21 protein-coding genes are annotated in these 19,509 nt (G+C 65.0%); 15 read left to right on the top strand and 6 right to left on the bottom strand.

What is annotated here, in order from left to right:
• Positions 1-51: 51 nt before the first annotated feature.
• Positions 52-978, top strand: coding sequence for a hypothetical protein (locus F2P44_RS13325; protein ID WP_167087182.1), 927 nt, complete (start codon positions 52-54; stop codon positions 976-978).
• Here F2P44_RS13325 and F2P44_RS13330 read toward each other — a convergent pair.
• Complete coding sequence (locus F2P44_RS13330; protein ID WP_187363306.1) at positions 962-1,636, bottom strand: GntR family transcriptional regulator; 675 nt, start codon at positions 1,634-1,636, stop codon at positions 962-964. The genes F2P44_RS13325 and F2P44_RS13330 overlap by 17 nt on opposite strands.
• A 163-nt stretch (positions 1,637-1,799) precedes the next feature.
• Between F2P44_RS13330 and dctP the strand changes: the two genes are divergently transcribed.
• The 10 genes from dctP to F2P44_RS13380 are packed head-to-tail and all read left to right on the top strand — an operon-like array spanning position 1,800 to position 10,716.
• Positions 1,800-2,816, top strand: coding sequence for a TRAP transporter substrate-binding protein DctP (dctP, locus tag F2P44_RS13335; RefSeq protein WP_167087183.1), 1,017 nt, complete (start codon positions 1,800-1,802; stop codon positions 2,814-2,816).
• Complete coding sequence (locus F2P44_RS13340; protein WP_167087184.1) at positions 2,813-3,379, top strand: TRAP transporter small permease; 567 nt, start codon at positions 2,813-2,815, stop codon at positions 3,377-3,379. Before dctP ends, F2P44_RS13340 begins: the two co-directional genes overlap by 4 nt.
• Entirely contained in the window at positions 3,376-4,725 is a 1,350-nt protein-coding gene (locus F2P44_RS13345; RefSeq protein ID WP_167087185.1) for a TRAP transporter large permease, read from the top strand. The genes F2P44_RS13340 and F2P44_RS13345 overlap by 4 nt, the downstream gene beginning before the upstream one ends.
• The gene (gene mdcA / locus F2P44_RS13350) at positions 4,726-6,384 is read left to right on the top strand and encodes a malonate decarboxylase subunit alpha (RefSeq protein ID WP_167087186.1); all 1,659 of its coding nucleotides are present in this window, start codon (positions 4,726-4,728) and stop codon (positions 6,382-6,384) included.
• 15 nt (positions 6,385-6,399) lie between these two features.
• Positions 6,400-6,714, top strand: coding sequence for a malonate decarboxylase acyl carrier protein (gene mdcC, locus F2P44_RS13355; protein ID WP_167087187.1), 315 nt, complete (start codon positions 6,400-6,402; stop codon positions 6,712-6,714).
• Entirely contained in the window at positions 6,711-7,610 is a 900-nt protein-coding gene (locus tag F2P44_RS13360) for a biotin-independent malonate decarboxylase subunit beta (RefSeq protein ID WP_167087188.1), read from the top strand. Before mdcC ends, F2P44_RS13360 begins: the two co-directional genes overlap by 4 nt.
• A complete protein-coding gene (gene mdcE / locus F2P44_RS13365) occupies positions 7,607-8,323 on the top strand; it encodes a biotin-independent malonate decarboxylase subunit gamma (RefSeq protein ID WP_167087189.1) in 717 nt (238 codons plus the stop codon). Before F2P44_RS13360 ends, mdcE begins: the two co-directional genes overlap by 4 nt.
• On the top strand, positions 8,307-8,951 hold the full coding sequence (mdcG, locus tag F2P44_RS13370) for a malonate decarboxylase holo-[acyl-carrier-protein] synthase (protein WP_167087190.1): 645 nt from the start codon (positions 8,307-8,309) through the stop codon (positions 8,949-8,951). Before mdcE ends, mdcG begins: the two co-directional genes overlap by 17 nt.
• Positions 8,948-9,823 (top strand): triphosphoribosyl-dephospho-CoA synthase MdcB, encoded by an 876-nt coding sequence (gene mdcB, locus F2P44_RS13375; protein ID WP_167087191.1) that lies wholly within the window; start codon positions 8,948-8,950, stop codon positions 9,821-9,823. Before mdcG ends, mdcB begins: the two co-directional genes overlap by 4 nt.
• On the top strand, positions 9,820-10,716 hold the full coding sequence (locus F2P44_RS13380; RefSeq protein WP_167087192.1) for an ACP S-malonyltransferase: 897 nt from the start codon (positions 9,820-9,822) through the stop codon (positions 10,714-10,716). Before mdcB ends, F2P44_RS13380 begins: the two co-directional genes overlap by 4 nt.
• 7 nt (positions 10,717-10,723) lie before the next feature.
• On the opposite strand, the gene moaD is transcribed toward F2P44_RS13380, so the two are convergent.
• The 3 genes from moaD to thrC are packed head-to-tail and all read right to left on the bottom strand — an operon-like array spanning position 10,724 to position 13,724.
• On the bottom strand, positions 10,724-10,981 hold the full coding sequence (gene moaD, locus F2P44_RS13385) for a molybdopterin converting factor subunit 1 (protein WP_167087193.1): 258 nt from the start codon (positions 10,979-10,981) through the stop codon (positions 10,724-10,726).
• A gap of 6 nt (positions 10,982-10,987) precedes the next feature.
• A complete protein-coding gene (locus tag F2P44_RS13390) occupies positions 10,988-12,244 on the bottom strand; it encodes a molybdopterin molybdotransferase MoeA (RefSeq protein WP_229423530.1) in 1,257 nt (418 codons plus the stop codon).
• Between the two features lie 4 nt (positions 12,245-12,248).
• Positions 12,249-13,724, bottom strand: a complete 1,476-nt coding sequence (thrC, locus tag F2P44_RS13395) for a threonine synthase (RefSeq protein ID WP_167087194.1) — start codon at positions 13,722-13,724, stop codon at positions 12,249-12,251.
• A gap of 851 nt (positions 13,725-14,575) precedes the next feature.
• Here thrC and F2P44_RS13400 point away from each other — a divergent pair.
• Genes F2P44_RS13400 through F2P44_RS13410 form a run of 3 tightly spaced genes read left to right on the top strand, consistent with a single transcriptional unit; the run spans position 14,576 to position 17,213 of the window.
• Positions 14,576-15,283, top strand: a complete 708-nt coding sequence (locus tag F2P44_RS13400) for a hypothetical protein (RefSeq protein ID WP_167087195.1) — start codon at positions 14,576-14,578, stop codon at positions 15,281-15,283.
• Positions 15,277-16,257, top strand: a complete 981-nt coding sequence (locus F2P44_RS13405) for a hypothetical protein (protein ID WP_167087196.1) — start codon at positions 15,277-15,279, stop codon at positions 16,255-16,257. Before F2P44_RS13400 ends, F2P44_RS13405 begins: the two co-directional genes overlap by 7 nt.
• Positions 16,258-16,265: 8 nt before the next feature.
• Positions 16,266-17,213: a hypothetical protein gene (locus F2P44_RS13410; RefSeq protein WP_167087197.1), complete on the top strand. Its 948-nt coding sequence runs from the start codon at positions 16,266-16,268 to the stop codon at positions 17,211-17,213.
• 57 nt (positions 17,214-17,270) lie between these two features.
• Here the strand turns inward: F2P44_RS13410 and F2P44_RS13415 are convergent, their stop codons facing one another.
• Positions 17,271-17,876, bottom strand: coding sequence for an NAD(P)-dependent oxidoreductase (locus F2P44_RS13415; RefSeq protein ID WP_167087198.1), 606 nt, complete (start codon positions 17,874-17,876; stop codon positions 17,271-17,273).
• Positions 17,873-18,712 (bottom strand): inositol monophosphatase family protein, encoded by an 840-nt coding sequence (locus F2P44_RS13420; RefSeq protein ID WP_167087199.1) that lies wholly within the window; start codon positions 18,710-18,712, stop codon positions 17,873-17,875. The genes F2P44_RS13415 and F2P44_RS13420 overlap by 4 nt, the downstream gene beginning before the upstream one ends.
• A gap of 78 nt (positions 18,713-18,790) precedes the next feature.
• Here F2P44_RS13420 and F2P44_RS13425 point away from each other — a divergent pair, with 78 nt between their 5' ends.
• Entirely contained in the window at positions 18,791-19,429 is a 639-nt protein-coding gene (locus F2P44_RS13425; RefSeq protein WP_167087200.1) for a TetR/AcrR family transcriptional regulator, read from the top strand.
• Positions 19,430-19,509: the final 80 nt, after the last annotated feature.

Raw genomic sequence — 19,509 nt, forward strand, 5'->3', positions numbered from 1 at the left:
CTGAACGGCGTAGGACACTGCTGGTCCCCGGTGTATCGACTTTGGAGACCAATGAAAAGTGCATTGGCCATTCTGGCGATTTGCGCAGGCTTGAGCGCGCTGGCGGCATCGGCCGCCGTGCCATCGCAAGCCGTTCGCGCCAGCGCATTGCTGCGCATGGAGGCGAACGCGCCCAACGTCGAGCGGGTGCGCGCCGCCGTGCGAACGGCTGTATCGGAAGATGAACAGATCCACCAGATTCACCTGCTCGGCGGCCTGCACACGCGCAGCAATGCTTCCGGCATGAACGACGCCATCGTGGGCGAGCTGCGCGCGCTGGCCGCCTCGCCCAGCCGGCGCATCGCGCGCAGCGCCACCTTTCCGCTGGCACTGGCAGTCGGCGCGGAAGAAGCCATCGAGATCCTGATGCGCGCCAGGCGCAGCGGACGAATGGACGGCGAGGAGGTCGCCGGCGAACTGGCGCGCGCACTGCGCTTTGTGCCGCGCGATCGGCAGCTGCGCTACGTACAGCTGATCGCCGCCGAACCATCGCGCTACGCCGTGGACGTGATGGTGTCGAGCTTCGACAAGCGCCTGCTCGACCCCATGCTGCCCGAGACGCGCCACGCCATCGGCGAACTGCTGCGGCACGCCCGCGTCGATTTTCCGCAAGCGATCGGCAGTTTCGGCGCAGGGGACGCGTTCCGCTATGCCGGCTGGCTGCACGCCAGTGCCCTGACCGCGCAATCGGTCAGCGGCCGCCCCTATGCCGACAGCGTGCTGGCGCAGCTGGACGACCCGCAGCTCGACCCGCGCAAGATCATCGCCTATCTGGGCATGCCCGAAGGCCAGGCGCTGATGGCCAGCGTCGGCCGGCGCGCCCCCTTTGCCGGCGCGGTGCGGCGCGCGGACGCCTACGCCCATGCCTTGCCTGGCAGCCTGCACGTCAAAAAACTGGTGGACGTTATCGTCGAGGCCTGGCTCAAACTGCCGGCGTGACGCGCCCCGCTGTCAGCTGCGGCAAGGATGCCATCAGGTCGGCGAAGCGCTGCCCCTGGATCATCACGTGGCTGCGGGTGAGCTGTTCCGCCTTCTCGCCGTCGCCGGCCAGGATCGCCCGCACCACGCCATCGTGCTCGGCCCAGGAGGCGCCGACCCGGTCGCGCACGCGTAACTGCAAGCGGCGGTAGGGGCGCAGGCGTCGGTACAGGTTGCGCGTCTGCTCGAACAGGAACTGGTTATGGCTGCCCGCGTAGATGACTTCGTGGAAGGCTTCGTTCTTGTAGAAGTACGCATCCGGATCGCTGGCATCGCGCGCCTCGCGGCAAGCCTCGTGCGCGGCCAGCAGGTGCACGTGGTCGGCCGGCGTCATGCGGCGCGCCGCCAGCCGGCTGCAGGTCGCCTCCAGCTCCGACATCACTTCGAACATCTCCACCAGCTGGTGCGGCCCCAGTTCGGCCACCACCGCCCCGCGCCGCGGACGGATCACCACCAATCCCATCGACGCGAGCTGGATCAGGGTTTCGCGGATCGGCGTGCGCGACACATGAAAGCGCGCCGCCAGTTCGGTTTCGTCCAGATGCTGGCCCGGCGCCAGCGCGCCCACCGCGATCATTTCTTCGATGGCTTCCCGAAGTGTTGCAGAACGGTTTGTCAAATACACCTCCACACATCTTGTATACAAGAATTCATTCGAGCTACCCACTGTGCATTGACAGTCTTTTTAGAAACATTACTGTATACATACAAACACCGCTTGTATACACTTCGCGGCCCATGAGGCGCCGTTGCGCGACTCGTCCCCCAAATCTGGAGTAATTATGACCGTTATGACCCGCCGCGCCATCCTGGGTGCCCTCGCCACCAGCCCTTTGTGGATGCAACCGGCCTGGGGCCAGAGCACCAGCCTGAAGATTTCGCACCAGTTCCCTGGCGGGACCATCAGCGAAGGCGACTTCCGCGACCGCCTGTGCCGCATGTTCGCCGCCGAAGTGGAAAAGCGCAGCAAGGGCGCCTTGAAGTTCTCGGTCTATCCGGGTTCGTCGCTGATGAAGACCAACTCGCAGTTCTCGGCCATGCGCAAGGGCGCGCTCGACCTGTCGCTGGTGCCCCTGTCGTACGCCGGCGGCGAGGTTCCGGAGGTGAACATCGGCCTGATGCCCGGCCTGGTCACCACCTACGAGCAGGGTTATAGCTGGAAGAACGCCGAGGTGGGCAAGGAACTGGCGCGCATCCTGGCCGAAAAAGGCATCGTGATCCTGAGCTGGATCTGGCAGGCGGGCGGCGTGGCCTCGCGCGGTAAACCGATCGTGGAGCCGGAAGACGTGCGCGGCATGAAGGTGCGCGGCGGCTCGCGCGAGATGGACCTGATCCTCAAGGCCGCCGGCGCAGCGGTGCTCACCCTGCCATCCAACGAAATCTACGCCGCCATGCAGACCGGCGCGATGGATGCGGCGCTGACCTCGTCGACGTCGCTGATCTCGTTCCGCCTGGAGGAAGTATCGAAAGCGCTGACCACGGGACGCGGCGGCGCGTACTGGTTCATGTTCGAACCACTGATGATGTCGAAGGCGATTTTCGACCGTCTCTCCAAGGAGCAGCAGGCGATCATGATGGCGGTCGGCGGCGAACTCGAAAACTTCGCGCGCGCCTCGGCCCAGGCCGACGATGCGGCCGTGGCGGCGGTGTACCAGAAGACCGGCGCCAAAGTGGTCGACCTGAACGCGGCCATCGTCAAGAAATGGCAAGCCATCGCGCGCACCACCGCATGGACCGACTACCGCGAAAAGAACGCCAACTGCGCCAAGCTGCTGGCGCTGGCCGAGAAAACCTTGTGAGCCATGGTTTCGAACTGGCGCCGGCCAGCGGGCCGGCGGTGCCGGACCATCCGCTGCTGGCGGCGGTCTCGCGTCTGCTGGACCGGTTAAACAGCCTTCTGCTCAAGCTGTCGATGGCGGCCCTCGTCATCACGGCGCTGGTGCTGACGTATTCGGTGGTGTCGCGCTATCTGTTCAAGCTACCCACCGACTGGCAGGATGAAGCGGCGGTGTTCATGCTCGTCGGCGTGACCTTTTTCTGCACCGCTCATGTGCAATCGCTGCGCGGCCATATCGGCATCGAGGCGTTGGCCTCCTTGCTGCCGCCGCGCGTGAACGCGGTGCGCCTGTTCCTGGTGGACCTGCTGTCGTGCCTGTTCTGCGCCTTCTTTTCGTGGAAGTCGTGGGCGCTCTGGCATGAAGCCTGGGTCGACGGCCAGACCACCTCGTCGACCTTTGCGCCGCCGCTGTGGATTCCGTACGGGATGATGGCGCTCGGGATGTCGTTGCTGACCCTGCAGATCCTGGTCCAGGTGCTGGCCCACCTCACCAACAAGCCAGCCGGCCAGCGGAGCGCGCCATGACCGACCTGACACTGGGCGCCCTGTACGGCGCCGTGACGCTGGTCGTGATGTGCTCCGGCATGCCGATCGCCTTCGCCCTGGGGGTAGTGGCGATTGGCTTCATGTACTTTTTCATGCCGGCGTCCGCGCTCGACACGGTGACCCAGAACGTGTACGAGGAAATGGCCTCCATCACCCTGCTCTCGATCCCCCTGTTCATCCTCAAGGGCGCGGCAATCGGCAAGTCAGCGGCCGGCAAGGACCTGTATTCGGCCATCCACACCTGGCTGCACAAGATCCCCGGTGGCCTGGGCATCGCCAACGTGTTCGCGTGCGCGCTGTTCGCGGCGATGGCCGGTTCCTCGCCCGCGACCTGCTCGGCCATCGGCTCGGCCGGGATTCCCGAAATGCGCAAGCGCGGCTACTCGCCCGGGTTCGCGGCCGGCATCATCGCCGCCGGCGGCACCTTGGGCATCTTGCTGCCGCCGTCGATCACCATGATCCTGTACGCGGTAGCGTCGGAACAGTCGCTCGGACGCCTGTTCCTGGCCGGGATCGGCCCCGGCATCCTGCTGGTCGCCCTGTTCGCCGGCTACGCGGTGTTCCGCGCACGCAAAGAGTACGCCATGGCCAAGGCCATCTACGAAGCGGGCGGCGTCAAGTCGCCTTACCTCGACACCGCGCACTTTACCCTGCGCGAAAAAATCGAGATGCTGCCGCGCGTGCTACCCTTTATCGTCCTGCTGATCGGGGTGATGGTGGCGCTGTACGGCGGCTATGCCACGCCGTCCGAAACGGCCGGTCTCGGCGCCCTGCTGGCGATGGTGCTGATCGCCGTGGTCTACAAGGTGTGGCGGCCGAAGGACTTGTCGCCGATCCTGGCCTCGACCATCAAGGAATCGACCATGCTGCTCCTGATTATCGGGATGTCGCTGCTGTATTCCTATGTCATGAGCTACCTGCATATCAGCCAGTCGGCCGCGCAGTGGGTGGTCGACATGCACCTGTCGCGCTGGGTGCTGCTGTCGGTGATTTTGCTGATGGTGGTGGTGTTCGGCTTCTTTTTGCCGCCGGTGTCGATTATCCTGATGACCGCGCCGATCATCCTGCCGCCGCTGAAAGACGCCGGCTTCGACCTGATCTGGTTTGGTATCGTGATGACCGTGGTGATGGAAATGGGGCTGATCCACCCGCCGGTGGGCTTGAATATCTTCGTGATCAAGAACATCGCGCCCGATATCCCGCTCAAGGATGTGATCAGGGGCGTCATGCCCTTCCTCGGCCTGATGTTCGTTGCGGTGGTGCTGCTGTGCCTGATCCCCGAGATCGCCACCGGCCTGCCCGACATGATGATGGGAGTGAAGTAGATGACTGCGACCTGGAATTCTCTGCAAGCCAACCGCGCCGGACGCCTTGCGCGCGCCGCCGCGGCCCTCGGCGCGGCGCTCGACGGCAAGGCGCTGCCGGCGGCGCTGCTGGCCGAGCTGCTGTACGCCGTGATCGAACCCGGCGACCGTGTTTGCCTCGAAGGGAACAACCAGAAGCAGGCCGACTTTCTGGGCCAGGCGCTGGCGCAGCTCGACCCGGCCCGGGTCAATGGTTTGCACATGCTGCAATCGGTGCTGGCGCTGCCGCAGCACCTGGACGTGTTCGAGCGCGGCGTCGCCGACCGCCTCGATTTTTCGTTTTCCGGGCCGCAGGCGGCACGCGTGGCCAAGCTGCTGGCCGCCGGCAAGCTGAAAATCGGCGCGATCCACACTTACCTTGAGCTGTTCAGCCGTTACTTCATCGACCTCACCCCGCGCGTGTGCCTGATCGCGGCGGAAGCGGCCGACCGTCACGGCAACCTGTACACCGGCCCGAATACCGAAGACACGCCGGCCATCGCCGAAGCGACCGCCTTCAAGAACGGCATCGTGATCGTGCAGGTGAACCGCATCATGGACACCCTGCCGCGCGTGGACATTCCCGGCGACTGGGTCGACTTCGTGGTGCAGTCGCCGCGCCACTACTATATAGAACCGTTGTTTACGCGCGACCCGGCCCAGATTTCGGAAATCCAGGTCCTGATGGCGATGATGGCCATCAAGGGCATCTACGCGCCTTACCAGGTCGAACGCCTGAACCACGGCATCGGCTTCGACACGGCAGCCATCGAGCTGCTGCTGCCGACCTACGGCGAGTCGCTCGGACTGAAGGGCAAGATCGCGCGCCACTGGGCGCTCAATCCCCATCCGGCCCTGATTCCCGCCATCGAATCGGGCTTCGTCGAATCGGTCTATTCGTTTGGCTCGGAACTTGGCATGGAAGACTATATCCGCGCCCGTCCCGACGTGTTTTTCACGGGGCCGGACGGTAGCATGCGCAGCAACCGTGCCCTGTGCCAGGCGGCCGGCCACTACGCCTGCGACATGTTCATCGGCTCGACCCTGCAAATCGATTTGCAGGGTAACTCCTCGACCGCGACCCAGGGCCGCATCGCCGGTTTTGGCGGCGCGCCCAACATGGGCGCGGACGCGCGCGGACGGCGCCATGCCAGCCCGGCGTGGCTGAAAGCCGGCCAGCAGGCGCGCGAAGGCCGCAACACCATCCCGCGCGGCCAGAAACTGGTGGTGCAGATCGTCGAAACCTTCCGCGAGCATATGCAGCCGGCCTTCGTCGACCGGCTCGACGCGTGGGAGCTGGCCGAGCAGGCCGGCATGGCGCTGCCGCCGGTGATGATCTACGGCGACGACGTGACTCACATCCTGACCGAGGAAGGCATCGCCAACCTGCTGCTGTGCCGCAGCGACGAGGAGCGCGAACAAGCCATCCGCGGCGTGGCCGGCTACACGCCGGTGGGCATGGCGCGCGACCGGCGCATGGTGGAGAACCTGCGCGAGCGCGGTATTATCCAGCGCGCGGAAGATATCGGCGTCGACAAAAGGCTCGCCACGCGCGACCTGCTCGCCGCCAGGAACATGAAAGACCTGGTGCGCGCTTCCGGCGGTTTGTACAACCCGCCCAAGCGCTTCCGCAACTGGTAAATACTGGAGAATCATATGGAAACGCTCGCATATCGCTTTGAACAAGGCAGCCGCGCGCTGCCGGCCAAAGCGCAGGTGGTCGGCGTGGTCGGCTCGGGCAACCTGGAGGTGCTGATCGAATCGGCGCCGCTGGACGGCGCCTGCACCATCGAAATCAAGACCGCCGCCGTGGGCTTCGGCGCGACGTGGGAAGCGGTCATGCGCGACTTTCACGAGCGCTGGCAGCTGATGGACGCCCGCATTGCGATCAACGACATGGGCGCCACGCCCGCCGTGGTCAGCCTGCGGCTCGATCAGGCGGTGCAAACCATGCTGGGAGACGCAGCGTGAACAGCTATCTTGAACTGACTGCGCGCGAACGCCTGGCGTGCCTGTTCGACCAGGGCAGCTTCGAGGAATTCCTGCCGCCGTCGGCGCGCGTGGTCAGTCCGCACCTGGGGCAACTGAACGCGCCGGTCGCCTTCGACGATGGCGTGGCGGTGGGCCGCGCGCTGCTCGATGGCCAGCCGGTCCTGTGCGCCGCACAGGAAGGTGGCTTCATGGGCGGCGCGGTGGGCGAAGTCCACGGCGCCAAGCTCACCGGCCTGCTGCGCCGCGCGGTACAGGAACGTGCCGGTGCGGTGCTGCTGCTGCTCGAGAGCGGCGGCGTGCGCCTGCATGAAGCCAACGCCGGCCTGATCGCGGTCTCCGAAGTCATGCGCGCCCTGCTCGACGCGCGCGCCGCCGGCATACCGGTGGTCGCGCTGGTAGGCGGCTCGAACGGCTGCTTCGGCGGCATGGGCATCGTGGCACGCTGCGCGAATGCGGTGATCATGTCGGAAGAAGGCCGGCTGGCCATGTCCGGCCCCGAAGTGATCGAAACCGCGTCGGGGGTGGAAGAATTCGACTCGCGCGACCGCGCGCTGGTCTGGCGCACCAACGGCGGCAAGCACCGCTACCTGATGGGCGACTGCCACGCCATCGTGCCCGACGAGGTGCAAGCGTTCCGCGCGGCGGCGATCGAGGCCATCGCGCACAGCCGGCGCGCCGGCGTGGAACTGAGCCTGGCCGCGCTGGAAGCCGAACAGGCATTGCTCGGCCAGCGCATCGCGCGCTTCGGCGCCTGCGCCGATCCGCTCGACGCCTGGCGCGAACTGGGCGTACCCGACCCGGCCGCCGTGCCGATGATGGAGGCCGACGCCTTTTCCGCCCTCGCGGTCAATCACACACTGGGAAGCGCACAATGAACTGGAACGAACTCGCCGCGCAGTTGTTCCCCGAAGGGCATGCGATCACGGAAAACGACAGTTTCATCAGCGGCAGCGCGCGCGTCGCCGGCGCCGATATCGCGGTGGTCGGCACCACGGACCACGCGCCAATCGGGGTCGAAATCGCGCTGGCACAGGCGAGCTTCGTGCTGCGCACGGTGCGCGAGCATCCGGGGCGGCCGATCCTGATCCTGGTCGACACCCAAGGCCAGCGTCTGCGCCACCGCGACGAAATGTTGGGCATCAACAGCTACATGGCGCATCTGGGCAAATGCGTCGATCTGGCGCGCCGTTCGGGCCACACGATCGTCGGGCTGGTGTACGACCAGGCGCTGTCCGGCGGGTTTATCACCAGCGGCATGATGGCCGACGCCTGCTACGCGCTGCCCGACGCCACCATTCGCGTCATGGGACTACCCGCGATGGCGCGCATCACCAAGGTACCCGAGGAACGGCTCAGCGAACTGGCCGCGTCCAATCCCGTGTTCGCGCCGGGGCCGGAAAACTATGCCCGCATGGGTGGCATCGAGGCGATCTGGGATGCCGACCTGGCAGCGAGCCTGGCACAGGCATTCCGTGATGCCAGCACCACCGACATGCGCAGCGTACGCGGACTGGAACGCGGCGGGCGCAAGCTCGCACAACCGGTCGTCGACGCCATCGTCGCAGGGTCCGATGTACTCGCGTCATGACCAGGCCTGGCTAAGCGATGCCGGCTGGGCCGGCGCGCTCGCTGGCGCTGCGCCGGAACACGCGGCCGCCCTCGAACAATGGCGCAGCCATGACTGGCCCTTGATCGTCACGCGCCGCACGCCGGATGCCGCCCCCGGCACACTGTGCCTGGGCCTGGCGCTGCCCCCGGATGCGGGCCGCAAACTGCGCATTGCTGTACTGGTAAACGAGCATGCCGTGGCGCGCGTTGCAGCTGCGCTGCCGCTGCACGCCGCAGCCGCAGCGGCGCCGGCCCGGTGGGCCGGTCCGCTGGCGGCGCTGCTGGCCGGCGCCGGCCCCATCACCCTGCGTGCCTACGGTTCCCTGGCCCTGCAAGCCATGACGGGCTTGAGCTATCTGACCGAATCGTCCGACATCGACCTGTTGTTCACGCCCGCGAGCAGGCAAGAACTCGACGCCGGCGTGCAGCTGCTGCAAGCGCACGCACCGCACCTTCCGCTCGATGGCGAGATTGTTTTTCCGGGCGGCGCGGCGGTGGCGTGGAAGGAATGGCGCGACGCGGCGGCCAACGACACAAGGGTGCTGGTCAAGGACGCCAACGCGGTGCGGCTGGCCACGACGGCCTCGCTGCGGGACCTGCTCGGATGATGGACACGCTCTCGCCTGCCACGCGCGTGGCCGATGTACGCCATTTCGCGCGGCGCGCCGCGCGCCTGGCCATCGCCAGCCTGTACGCCGAACTGGCGCTGTATCCCAAACCGGGGCTGGTGTCGCTGGTCGACAATGGCAGCCACGCCGACATGAACGCGGCGACTTTCATGCGCAGCCTGTTCTCGCTGCGGCATTACTTTCGCCTGATCTGCCAGGCGGGCGCCAACGGCGCACCGTTCGCCACGCTCAAGCGGCTCGGCATCGAGGCCGAGCAGCGCATGCTGCGCGCCACCGGCGGCATCAACACCCATCGCGGCGCGATCTTCAGCCTTGGCCTGCTGTGCGCCTCCGCCGGACGTGCCTGCGTCCAGGGCGGCCCGATGACGGCGGCGGCGCTGCAATCGCATCTGCGCGCGGGATGGGGCAAGGAGTTGGCACACCATGTGACACCTGCCGCCGAACGCTCGCACGGCTTGCGCGCGGCGGCCCTGCACGGCGCCAGCGGCGCGCGCCACGAAGCCGCCGAGGGCCTGCCATCGGTCTTTGGCACCGGCCTGGGCGCCTTGCGGCGCACGCTGGATGAAGGACGCGGATCGAGGCAGGCGCGCATCGACGCGCTGTTCGCACTGATGATGCATGTCAGCGATACCAACGTGGTGCACCGTGGCGGACCGCAGGGCGCGGCCTTCGTGCGCATCCAGGCCGGCGCGTTCCGCCATGCCGGCGGCACCGCATCGAACGGCTGGGAGGCGCACGCGCTGGCGATCCACCGCGCTTTTGTCGAGCGCAACCTGTCGCCCGGCGGCGCTGCCGACCTGCTGGCGGCAAGCTGCTTCGTGCACGCGCTGACGGCGGAGCACGAACGGTGACGCGCGGCCTGTTCATCATGTGCCCGGGCCAGGGCGGGCAGCACGCCGCCATGTTCGACCTGGCGCGCACCGATCCGCACGCCGCCGCGCTGCTCGACCAGGCCGGGATCAGTCCCGACCCGGCCACGCTGTTCGATAACGCCGTCGCCCAGCCGGCGATTGTCGCTTCCACGCTGGCGGTATGGGAAGCGCTGCGCGCGCACTTGCCAGAGCCGATGCTCGCCGCCGGTTACAGCATCGGTGAAGTGGCGGCATGGTCGGTGGCGGGCGCGATTAGCCCGTCCGACGCGATTGCCCTCTGCCGCGTACGGGCCACGGCGATGGATCATGCGGCGCGTGTGGGGCCGCCCCAAGCGCTGGTCGCCATCAGTGCCCTGGCGATCGACAAGGCTGGCGCACTGGCCGCGCGCCACGGATACGAAATCGCGATCGTCAACGATGCCGATGCCTGCATTGCCGGGGGGCCGCAAGACAATCTCGCAGCGCTGGGCGCGTCGGTGGCGGCGGCAGGTGCAAAGCTCCAGCGCCTGCCGGTCGCGGTGGCGTCGCACACGTCGCTGATGGCGCCAGCCCAATGCGCGTTTGACGCGGCCCTGGCAGCGCTGCGGTTCGCCGCGCCGGCCTGCCCGGTGCTCGGCGGCGTGAATGCAATGGCGCTGCACACCGAGGCGCAGGCCGTGGATGCCTTATCGCGCCAGATGGTGCAGACGATCCGCTGGAGCGACTGCATGGATGCGGCGGTCGAAGCCGGCGTGACGGTGGCGCTGGAATTGGGGCCGGGCGCCGCACTCGCGCGCATGATGCAGGCGCGTCATCCGCACATGGCATGCCGCCCGGTGGCGGACTTTCGCAGCATCGCGGGCATTGCCGCCTGGGTCGGGCGGCAGGACTAGAGAAGCGTCAGCCGCCCGTCACGGGCGGGAAAAACGCCACTTCGGCGCCCTCTTCGACCACCTGGTCGGGGCCGCACATGACCTGGTTGAAGGCGGTGCGCAGTGGGCGCTGCTCGGACAAGGCCTGCGCCCATTTCTCGCCGCGCTCCATCAGGTGGCGCCGCACCTGGGCCACCGTGTCGATGCCTGGTGGCAGAGTGACCGTTTCCTGGGAAGTGCCGAGTGCTTCGCGCACGCTGGCGAAAAAACGCAATGTAATATTCATCGATGCCTAATGCAGTAAATCGCTAAATGGGATGAAGCGCACGGTGTCGCCCTCCTTGATGGCCTGGCCGGCCGGGTTGTCGAGCAGTCCGTCGCCCCAGACGGTGGACGTGAGCACGCCCGAACTCTGGTTGGGGAACAGATCGAGCCCGCCGGCGTCGTTGATGCGCACGCGCAGGAACTCATTGCGGCGGTCCGCCTTGGACCAGTCGAAATCGGCGCGCATGGCGTAGGCGCGCGGCTCCACCTTGCCGCTCACGCCTTGCAAACGCAGGATGAACGGGCGCACGAACAGCAAAAAAGTGACAAAGCTCGATACCGGATTGCCCGGCAAGCCGAGGAAAAAGGCCGAGCCGCCGGCGCGGTCGACTTCGCCGAAGGCCAGTGGTTTGCCCGGCTTGACGGCGATCTGCCACATGTTCAGGCGCCCTTCGGCTTCCACCGCCGGCTTGATATGGTCTTCCTCGCCGACCGAGACGCCGCCGGAAGTGATGATCAGATCGTTCTGGCGCGCGGCGCTGCGCAAGGTCTCGCGGGTCGCGTCCAGCGTATCGGGCACGATGCCAAAGTCGCTGATCGCGCAGCCCAGGTTTTCCAGCAGCGCGCGCAGGGTGAAGCGGTTGGAGTTGTAGATGGCGCCCGGCGCCAGTTGTCCGCCCGGCGCTTCGCCCGGCATGGTCAATTCGTCGCCGGTGAAAAACACCGCCACGCGCAGCCTGCGAAACACTGGCAGGCTGGCCAGCCCCACCGACGCGGCCAGGCCCAGCTCCTGGCTGCGCAGGCGCGTGCCGGCGGGCAGGATGACGCCGCCGGCCTCGATGTCTTCGCCGGCGCGGCGTATCCATTCGCCCGCCTCGGGCGCGTGCCGGATCGTGACCGTGTTGTCTGGACCGGCTTCGCACTGTTCCTGCATCACCACCGCGTCGGCCCCTTGCGGGATCATGGCGCCGGTGAAGATGCGCGCGGCGCTGCCGGGAGCCAGCGGCTTGCCCACCGTGCCGGCCGGGATGCGCTGGGTGACGGTGAATGTGGCGGCGCCGCTGGCGCAATCGGCCGCGCGCACGGCGTAGCCGTCCATCTGCGTGTTGTCGGCGGAAGGCACGTCGATGGTCGAAACCTGGGCGGCGGCCAGCACACGGCCGTTGGCGCCCAGGGTCTGCACGATTTCGGTATCGAGCACGGGACGCGCCGCGCCTTGCAGGAAGTCGAGCGCCTCGCGCACCGACAGCATCGGTGCGCGCTTCTGTTGCGGTTCGTTTGCCATGCCCTTACAAACCCGTGTTGGCGGCGATGTAAGCCTGCATTTGCGCCACGTCGGCCGGCATGACGATGAACTTCTGCGGCAGCGATTCGATATCCTCGAAGCCGGCCGGACGTTCGGCGTCCACGCCCAGCGCGTCGAGGATGGTTTCGTTGAACTTGGCCGCCAGGGCGGTTTCGAGCACGATCATCGGCACGCCCGGCGCCATGTACTGGCGCGCGACCTTGATGCCGTCGGCGGTGTGGGTGTCGATGGTGATGTCGAAGTCGTCCTGCACGTCGCGGATGGTGTCGAGGCGGTCCTTGTGGGTCGATTTGCCGGACGAGAAGCCGTAGTTCGACACCAGCTTGAATTCGTCGCCGTCGCTGCCTGGTTTACCCGACAGGTCGAAGCCGCCCTGGGTTTCGACCTTGTGGAACAGCGCGCGCACGCGCTCGGGGTCGCGCCCGACCAGGTCGTAGATGAAGCGCTCGAAATTCGAGGCCTTGGAAATGTCCATCGACGGGCTGCTGGTGTGGAAGGTCTCGGCCGACTTGCGCACGCGGTACACGCCAGTGCGGAAGAATTCGTCGAGCACGTCGTTTTCATTGGTGGCGGCCACCAGGCGGTCGATTGGCAAGCCCATCATGCGTGCGATATGGCCGGCGCAGATGTTGCCGAAGTTCCCGGACGGGACCGTGAACGAGACTTTTTGCGTATTGTCGGTCGTGGCCGCCAGGTAGCCGCGGAAGTAGTACACCACCTGCGCAACGACGCGCGCCCAGTTGATCGAATTGACGGTGCCGATCTTTTGCTGCGCCTTGAACGGCAGGTCGTTCGAGACCGCCTTGACCAGGTCCTGGCAATCGTCGAACACGCCTTCGACGGCGATGTTGAAGATGTTCGGGTCTTGCAGGCTGAACATTTGCGCGCTCTGGAAGGCGCTCATTTTCTTGTGCGGCGAGAGCATGAACACGCGGATGCCCTTCTTGCCGCGCATGGCGTATTGAGCCGCGCTGCCGGTGTCGCCCGAGGTCGCGCCGAAGATGTTCAGTTCGGCGCCATCCTTGGCCAGGGTGTACTCGAACAGGTTGCCCAGCAACTGCATCGCCATGTCCTTGAAGGCCAGGGTCGGGCCGTTCGACAGCGCTTGCAGGATCAGGGTTTTGTCGCCGTTTTGTTCCAGGATGCGCAGGGGCGTGATGTCGGCGCTTTTTTCGCCTTTGCGCACGTTGCGGTAGACCTCGGCCGTGTAAGTCTTCTTGGTCAGCTTTTTGAGGTCCGCTTCGGGAATGTCGGTGGCGAACTTTTTCAGGATCTCGAAGGCCAGGTCGGCGTAGGACAGCTTGCGCCAGGCATCGAGTTCGGCCCCGCTCACCTGGGGATACTCGGCCGGCAGGTACAGGCCGCCGTCCGGCGCGAGGCCGCCGAGCAGGATGTCGGAGAATTGTTGGGGAGCTTGCGAAGCAGCGGCCTTGGCGGCGCGGGTAGACACGTATTGCATAGAGTTGGTAGGTCCGTTTTGGCTAACAGCAGGGAGCAGAACAGTGCGATCGAACACTTATTATAGTGCGGCGCGCTGCGGGATGCGAAATCGGCCACGATTTCGGAATTTTCACCGGGTTGCACCGCTACCGGCTGGCAGGGCCGCACAGCTCCCGCGCAATGCCAAGTACGCTTTCCGGGATCGCCTGGCGCTTCAGCCGGCCCGCCTGCGCTGCCGCCCGGTTCGCTGCGCGCGAGCCGGCAACCTTCAGGAGCGCTGCGGTCCAGCCGCCAACCGGTGCACGGCGAATTCCCTCTTCATTTGATCATTTTCGGCAATCGAATATGGAATTATTCAGTTTATTCAAATCAAATGATTCAGCGATAAAGCCCAAATGCATATATATCGCATTCGGCAAAATCAAAGCGGTCACGACAATATCATCGATGTCAATTTGTCGCAGATGCGCCACGTTTGATGCGAATCGCGGGTAGACGAAGAAAAAGGGAAATAGTACGATATATATAAATAAATACAGATAGCGTCCAATGCATGTCGTTATACACATCTTTTTTTATAATAAAATCAACGACTTGCGCCTGACATCGGTAGGGCGCCGTCGACATGAAACGACAGAGAATCAGTGCGGTTGATCTTAAAATACCCGCATTTCGCTTAATTTTTAGGCAAAACCTCATGGAAATCGCCGCCCCGGGTTGAAATGACGTTGCGCGGAAAAAGATGTGTATAACGATATGCGTCCAATGACATCACAATGCACAGTAATCTTTGTCACTTGTTCGCACTTACAATGTCCCGCCCTGCCACCAACCCTGATAACGCACCTATTTATCGACGGAGATATTGAAATGTTACCATACAGACTTTATGCTACCGGCCTCATGATGGCCATAGGCGTGGCCGCCACCAGCACTGCGCAGACAAATGCCGACCCGCCCTTATCAAAGGAAATACAATCCCGCATACAGGCCCAGGACGCCTTGTCTGCGCAAGTTGCCCCAATTAAATCCCAAGCCGATGTGATTCAATACATGAACATGGTTCCACCGCAATCGAATGCGATGTACCTGCTGTCACCGGCAGCCCGGGAACGTTTTGTGTCCAGCCTGACCTTCAATCAGCACGGTCTGTCAGGCTTCAGTTATGCCGACCTCCAGCGCGAGTTGCCGCCCGCGAAAATCGCCCGGGTGCTTCGCCTGTTCGGATCGGAAAGCTCGGCCACGACGATCCAGACCCAAGGGGGCACGAAAGCAAGGCCCGGCCGCCAGGAGTCCGGGCTGGGCGGTGACTGCGGAGGGTTCCAGCAAAGCGCATGGGGCACCTGCGATAGCGGCGACGGTCCCATCGGCGGCGGCCTCCCGGGTGGCGTGCCCGGTGGCGCCGGTGGCGGCGGCGCCGGCGCCGGTGGCGGCCCATCGAAACCGCCTTCCGAACCCGTAGGCCAGGAACCGCAACCGAAACCCATGCCCAATGGCGATTACTGGAATTACCGGTGCGAATGGGGCGGCGGCGGGTGCGCGCACCAGACTAACAGTATCTGCAAAGCAAAATGCTGATCGCTGGACGGCGCTCCCAACGGGAACAGACTTCAACGGACGAGAATGCCACGACGGCCAGCTCCTCACGCTACAAGCTTCTTGCCGGTGCAGCACTTTTCCTGCTGTATTCCTGCGCCTCGGCCACCTCGGACGCGCAGGCCCGCCTGGATACGTTCTACGATGCTTCGGCAGCCGTCGTGCAGAGTGGCTTCCCTGAACACCGCAAGGCCGCCATGGTCGAAACGATCTTCAGCAGCCTGTTCAAGGAGCTTGGCGGCGCCATTCCGGATGAAGACCTGGTTCCCCTGTTTCAAGCAACGACTTCCGCGCTTTTTTATACGGTCGACAAGAAAAAACTGCCGCTTCTGGACGCAATTTTTCGCCGTATGGCAACGCTGCGTACCGCCAAGACCGTCGATTACGAAAACATGTTGCAAGCTTATATAGCGCTTCGCGATTTCCAAGGCGCAAATGCATTTTTGGCGCGTTACCACAAAGGTCCGGAAGACCGGCGCATCATTCCCATTGATTCCTTGCCGGCAGCCACAAAACACCGTACCGAATGGCAAGTTGGCGAAGCACCGCGCCTGATCCGGCGCCCTGTCAATATCCCAAATGGAACGTTTCTTATCGTGCTCGCCTCGCCCTTTTGTCACTTTGCAAGCGATGCCGTACGGGCCATGGAAAATGATCCCGCGCTACGTCCATTATTGAAGAATCGCATCAAGCTGTTGGCCATCCAGGACTTGAGTTTCGATTATGATGCTTTCACTACCTGGAATCGCTCGCACCCATCCTTGCCGTATGCCCTTATCCATAGCAGGCGCGAATGGCCCGAGGTAGCGAGCGCCATTCTCCCGACGTTTGCGTTTTATCGGGATGGAAAGCTGGTGCAAGAATTTTCTCGCTGGCCGGAGAAAGGCAATATGACACAGATCTACCGTGGTTTCGGGCTTGCCGATCCCACCGTTGCCATGGAAAGCAAGCGCTAGCAGCAATCATGAAACGTTCAACGCAACACTGCCAGCACCCGACACGGCCGTTGCCGTGGGCACTTGTCATCATCGCCGCAGCCGTGGGTGCGGCGGCGGTGATATCGGCAACTTTCTGGATAAACAGCGGCAAGCCTGGCGTGCCGCTGCCAGCCCCTGGCAACATGGTGGCGCCAGCCAGGGCTGGCGCCACCCTGGCATCCGCGGCATCGGCTGTCGCCGTGGCGCAGCCAATGGCGGGCGATGTTTGCCTGCCGCCCGTGGGCGAAGCGCCCGCTGCGCCGCGCGACGAACAGGTGCGGGAAAGCATCCGTGCCGTTCTTGCCAAGAAAATGGATGTGTCGGCCCTGGTCGACCTTTCCCAGCGCAGCGATGCCGGTGCCGCACTGGCGCTGTTTCAGCGGATCAGGCCGTGTTCCGACACGACCCGCTATCTCGACAGCATGGAATTTTCGCTCGATGATGCCGGCTTTATGAGTGCGGCGGCGTGCCGCCGGATTCCGGCAAGGCTGCGTGCCAATCCCATCAACATTCTCATCCCGGCGGCCGATGCGGGGTCGACTGCCGCAAAATTATTGATATTGAAAAACGCGCCAACGGTTGCCGCCGTCAAGCAGGCGGTCGGCAACGCATCGGCAAACGACATCGCCGAACTCCAGGCCACAGCGGAGCGCTATGGCAAGGACGCGGCCAGCGCCGGATCGGCCAGCGCGGCGGCGTGGCTGGCGCAAGCCTATTTGAGCGGAGCGTTTGGCAGCAAGCGCGAGCAGGCGGCGTATGCGATCACGTATGAGATGAACCAGTCCTTGCAGGGCGAGGAAAGTCGCTCCAGACTGAACTATGTGACCGGTCGCATGTCGGCATCCGATCTGGCGCGTGTGCGCCCGATGCTCGACCGCTGCCGCGCCCGCAAGGAAGCGCGGGCCGCCTCGGTCTTGATTTCCCCGTTTCGCTAGCCGCCCGGTCAACACTGCCGATGCGGCGGCGCCCTGCTCTTCCGAACGCGGCCGTGACTACTGCGAAACCATCACCGCCTGCCTGATGTAGTTGCCTTCGCCCGCCTCCTGCAACATGAAGGCCGCGAGGTCGGCGCGCGACAGCCTGCCGGCAAAGCCCGGCATCAGTCCAGTCCCAGCGCGATAGCCGCCGCGGCGTGCGCCATCGGTCAGCATGGGCGGACGCACCAGGGTCCAGTCGAGCGCACTATCGCGCACCAGCGCCTCCATGCGCATCTTCGCGGCAATCAGCTTGCGCAGGAAGCGAATGAACAGGGACGCTTTCCTGGTTTCCGACGCGCCGTGCGCGCTCAACGCGACAAGGCGCTGTACGCCGGCCACGTTCATCGCCTGCACGATGCTGCGCATGCCGCCGGTGCAAACGGCGGACGCATCGCCCTTGCGCGCCCCGAGCACGCTGATGACGGCATCGGCGCCCCGCACCACATCGCCAACGATAGCCGGCTGGGCAAAGGTGCCGGCAATAATCTGCAGGCGTGGATGCGCGCCGGACCACGCGTCCGCATTGCGCACCAGTGCCCGCACCTCATGTCCCGCTTGCAAGGCCTGCTCGACCAGATGGCGGCCGGTGGCACCCGTGGCACCGAACATAGCGAGCTTCATTGGGCGGCATCCACGTCGGCGCTCGCCAGGACCGCAAGCGCTGCTGCCATCAGCGCAGGTGCGCCGGCAAGGAAAGCGCTGCTGTCCGGCTGCCAGGGCTGGCCGCGCAGATCGGCCACCCGGCCGCCGGCTTCGGCAACCAGCAAGGCGCCAGCGAGCAGGCCCGATCGCACCTGGCTGTATTGCCAGAACAGATCCTGATGGCCTGCGGCGACCTCGATCATCTGCATGGTGGACGGCACCGCCACATGCACCACCAGCGCCGCCTCCAGCATCGCCGTGACCGACTGGCCGATACGCCGGTAGATGTCAGCCCCTTCGCCGGGGGCCGCCTGCCCGGTTCCCACTGTGGCCGCGCGCAGATCGGATTTCGACGACGTACGCAAGCGCGTTCCGTTGAGCCAGGCGCCGCCTCCGGCCAGCGCGGTATAGGTGTCGCCGGTCAATGGCAGATGGATCGCGCTCAAGACGGGCACGTTGTCGCGCACCAGCGTCGCCGTGACGCACCAGTGCGGCAAGCCATGGACATGGTGGATCGCCCCTTCGACCGGGTCGCACACCCACCATTCGCCTGCGGGCAGGGGGCCACGCCCTTCCTCGTCGTCGTCCCAGCGGGCCTCGGGGCGCTCTTGCGACAGGGCCTCGCGCAGGATCGCCATCGAGACCAGGTCGTTGGCCTCGATCATCGCAGCGATTTCCTGCATGCCCTGCGGACGCGCGCCCGGATCGAACAGCGCCTTGACGGCATGGCCGGCCGACTGCACCGCGGCGACGGCGTGCAGCAGCAGCGCCTGGTCCCCGGAGGTCGGAATGGAAAGTTGTTCAGGATGGTTCATGGTGATCTTCCTTGGTTGCCTCAAGCGGCTCGGCATTGCGCTTGACTTGGCCAGGAAATGATATGAGCATGCTGTCGCATGAACAACTCGCAATCGAAGAAGGCTACCGTGCGGCGGCTGGTGCCAAGGAAGACGCCGTCCCAGCCGCGTTCCGCCCACACCGTCGGCACCATCCTGGAAGGGGCAGCTCACATTCTCGAACTGCACGGACTTGAAGGATATACAACAAACGCCATCGCAGCCCGTGCCGGAGTGAGTATCGGTTCCCTCTACCAGTATTTCCCCACCAAGGATGCGGTGACGATCGCCCTGATCGAACGCGAATCGCTCGACCTGGTGCGCGAGGCGACCGAGGCGCTGCAAGGACAGGATCATCGGCGCGCGCTGCGCCAGCTGGTCGAGACGGCGATCCGCTATCAGTTGCGCCGGCCGCAGCTGGCCAGGCTGCTCGATACGGAACAAGGCCGGCTGGCCTCACTGATGCCGGGTACGGCCCACGCTGCGGCAATGCATGCCGCACTTACCGGCTTTCTCGCCACCTACCCGTCCCTGGACCCGGCGCGTGCCGGACGAAGCGCATCCGACCTCATGGCGCTCATCAGTGCCTTGACCGACGCTGCGGGGCGGGTGGAAACCGAGATATCGCCGTCACTGGCCGATCCGATCGAAGGCGCGGTGCTTGGTTATCTGAACGCTGTGTCCGGAACGGTGGCGTAACCTTGCTTCGGGGACAATAGTGCGGTATCGGAATTGCGCAGCCACACTGCTTGTGTACGCGTGCGAACGGAACTGTCGAC

Source organism: Massilia frigida, from assembly GCF_011682175.1.
Classification (GTDB): Bacteria; Pseudomonadota; Gammaproteobacteria; order Burkholderiales; family Burkholderiaceae_D; genus Telluria_A; species Telluria_A frigida.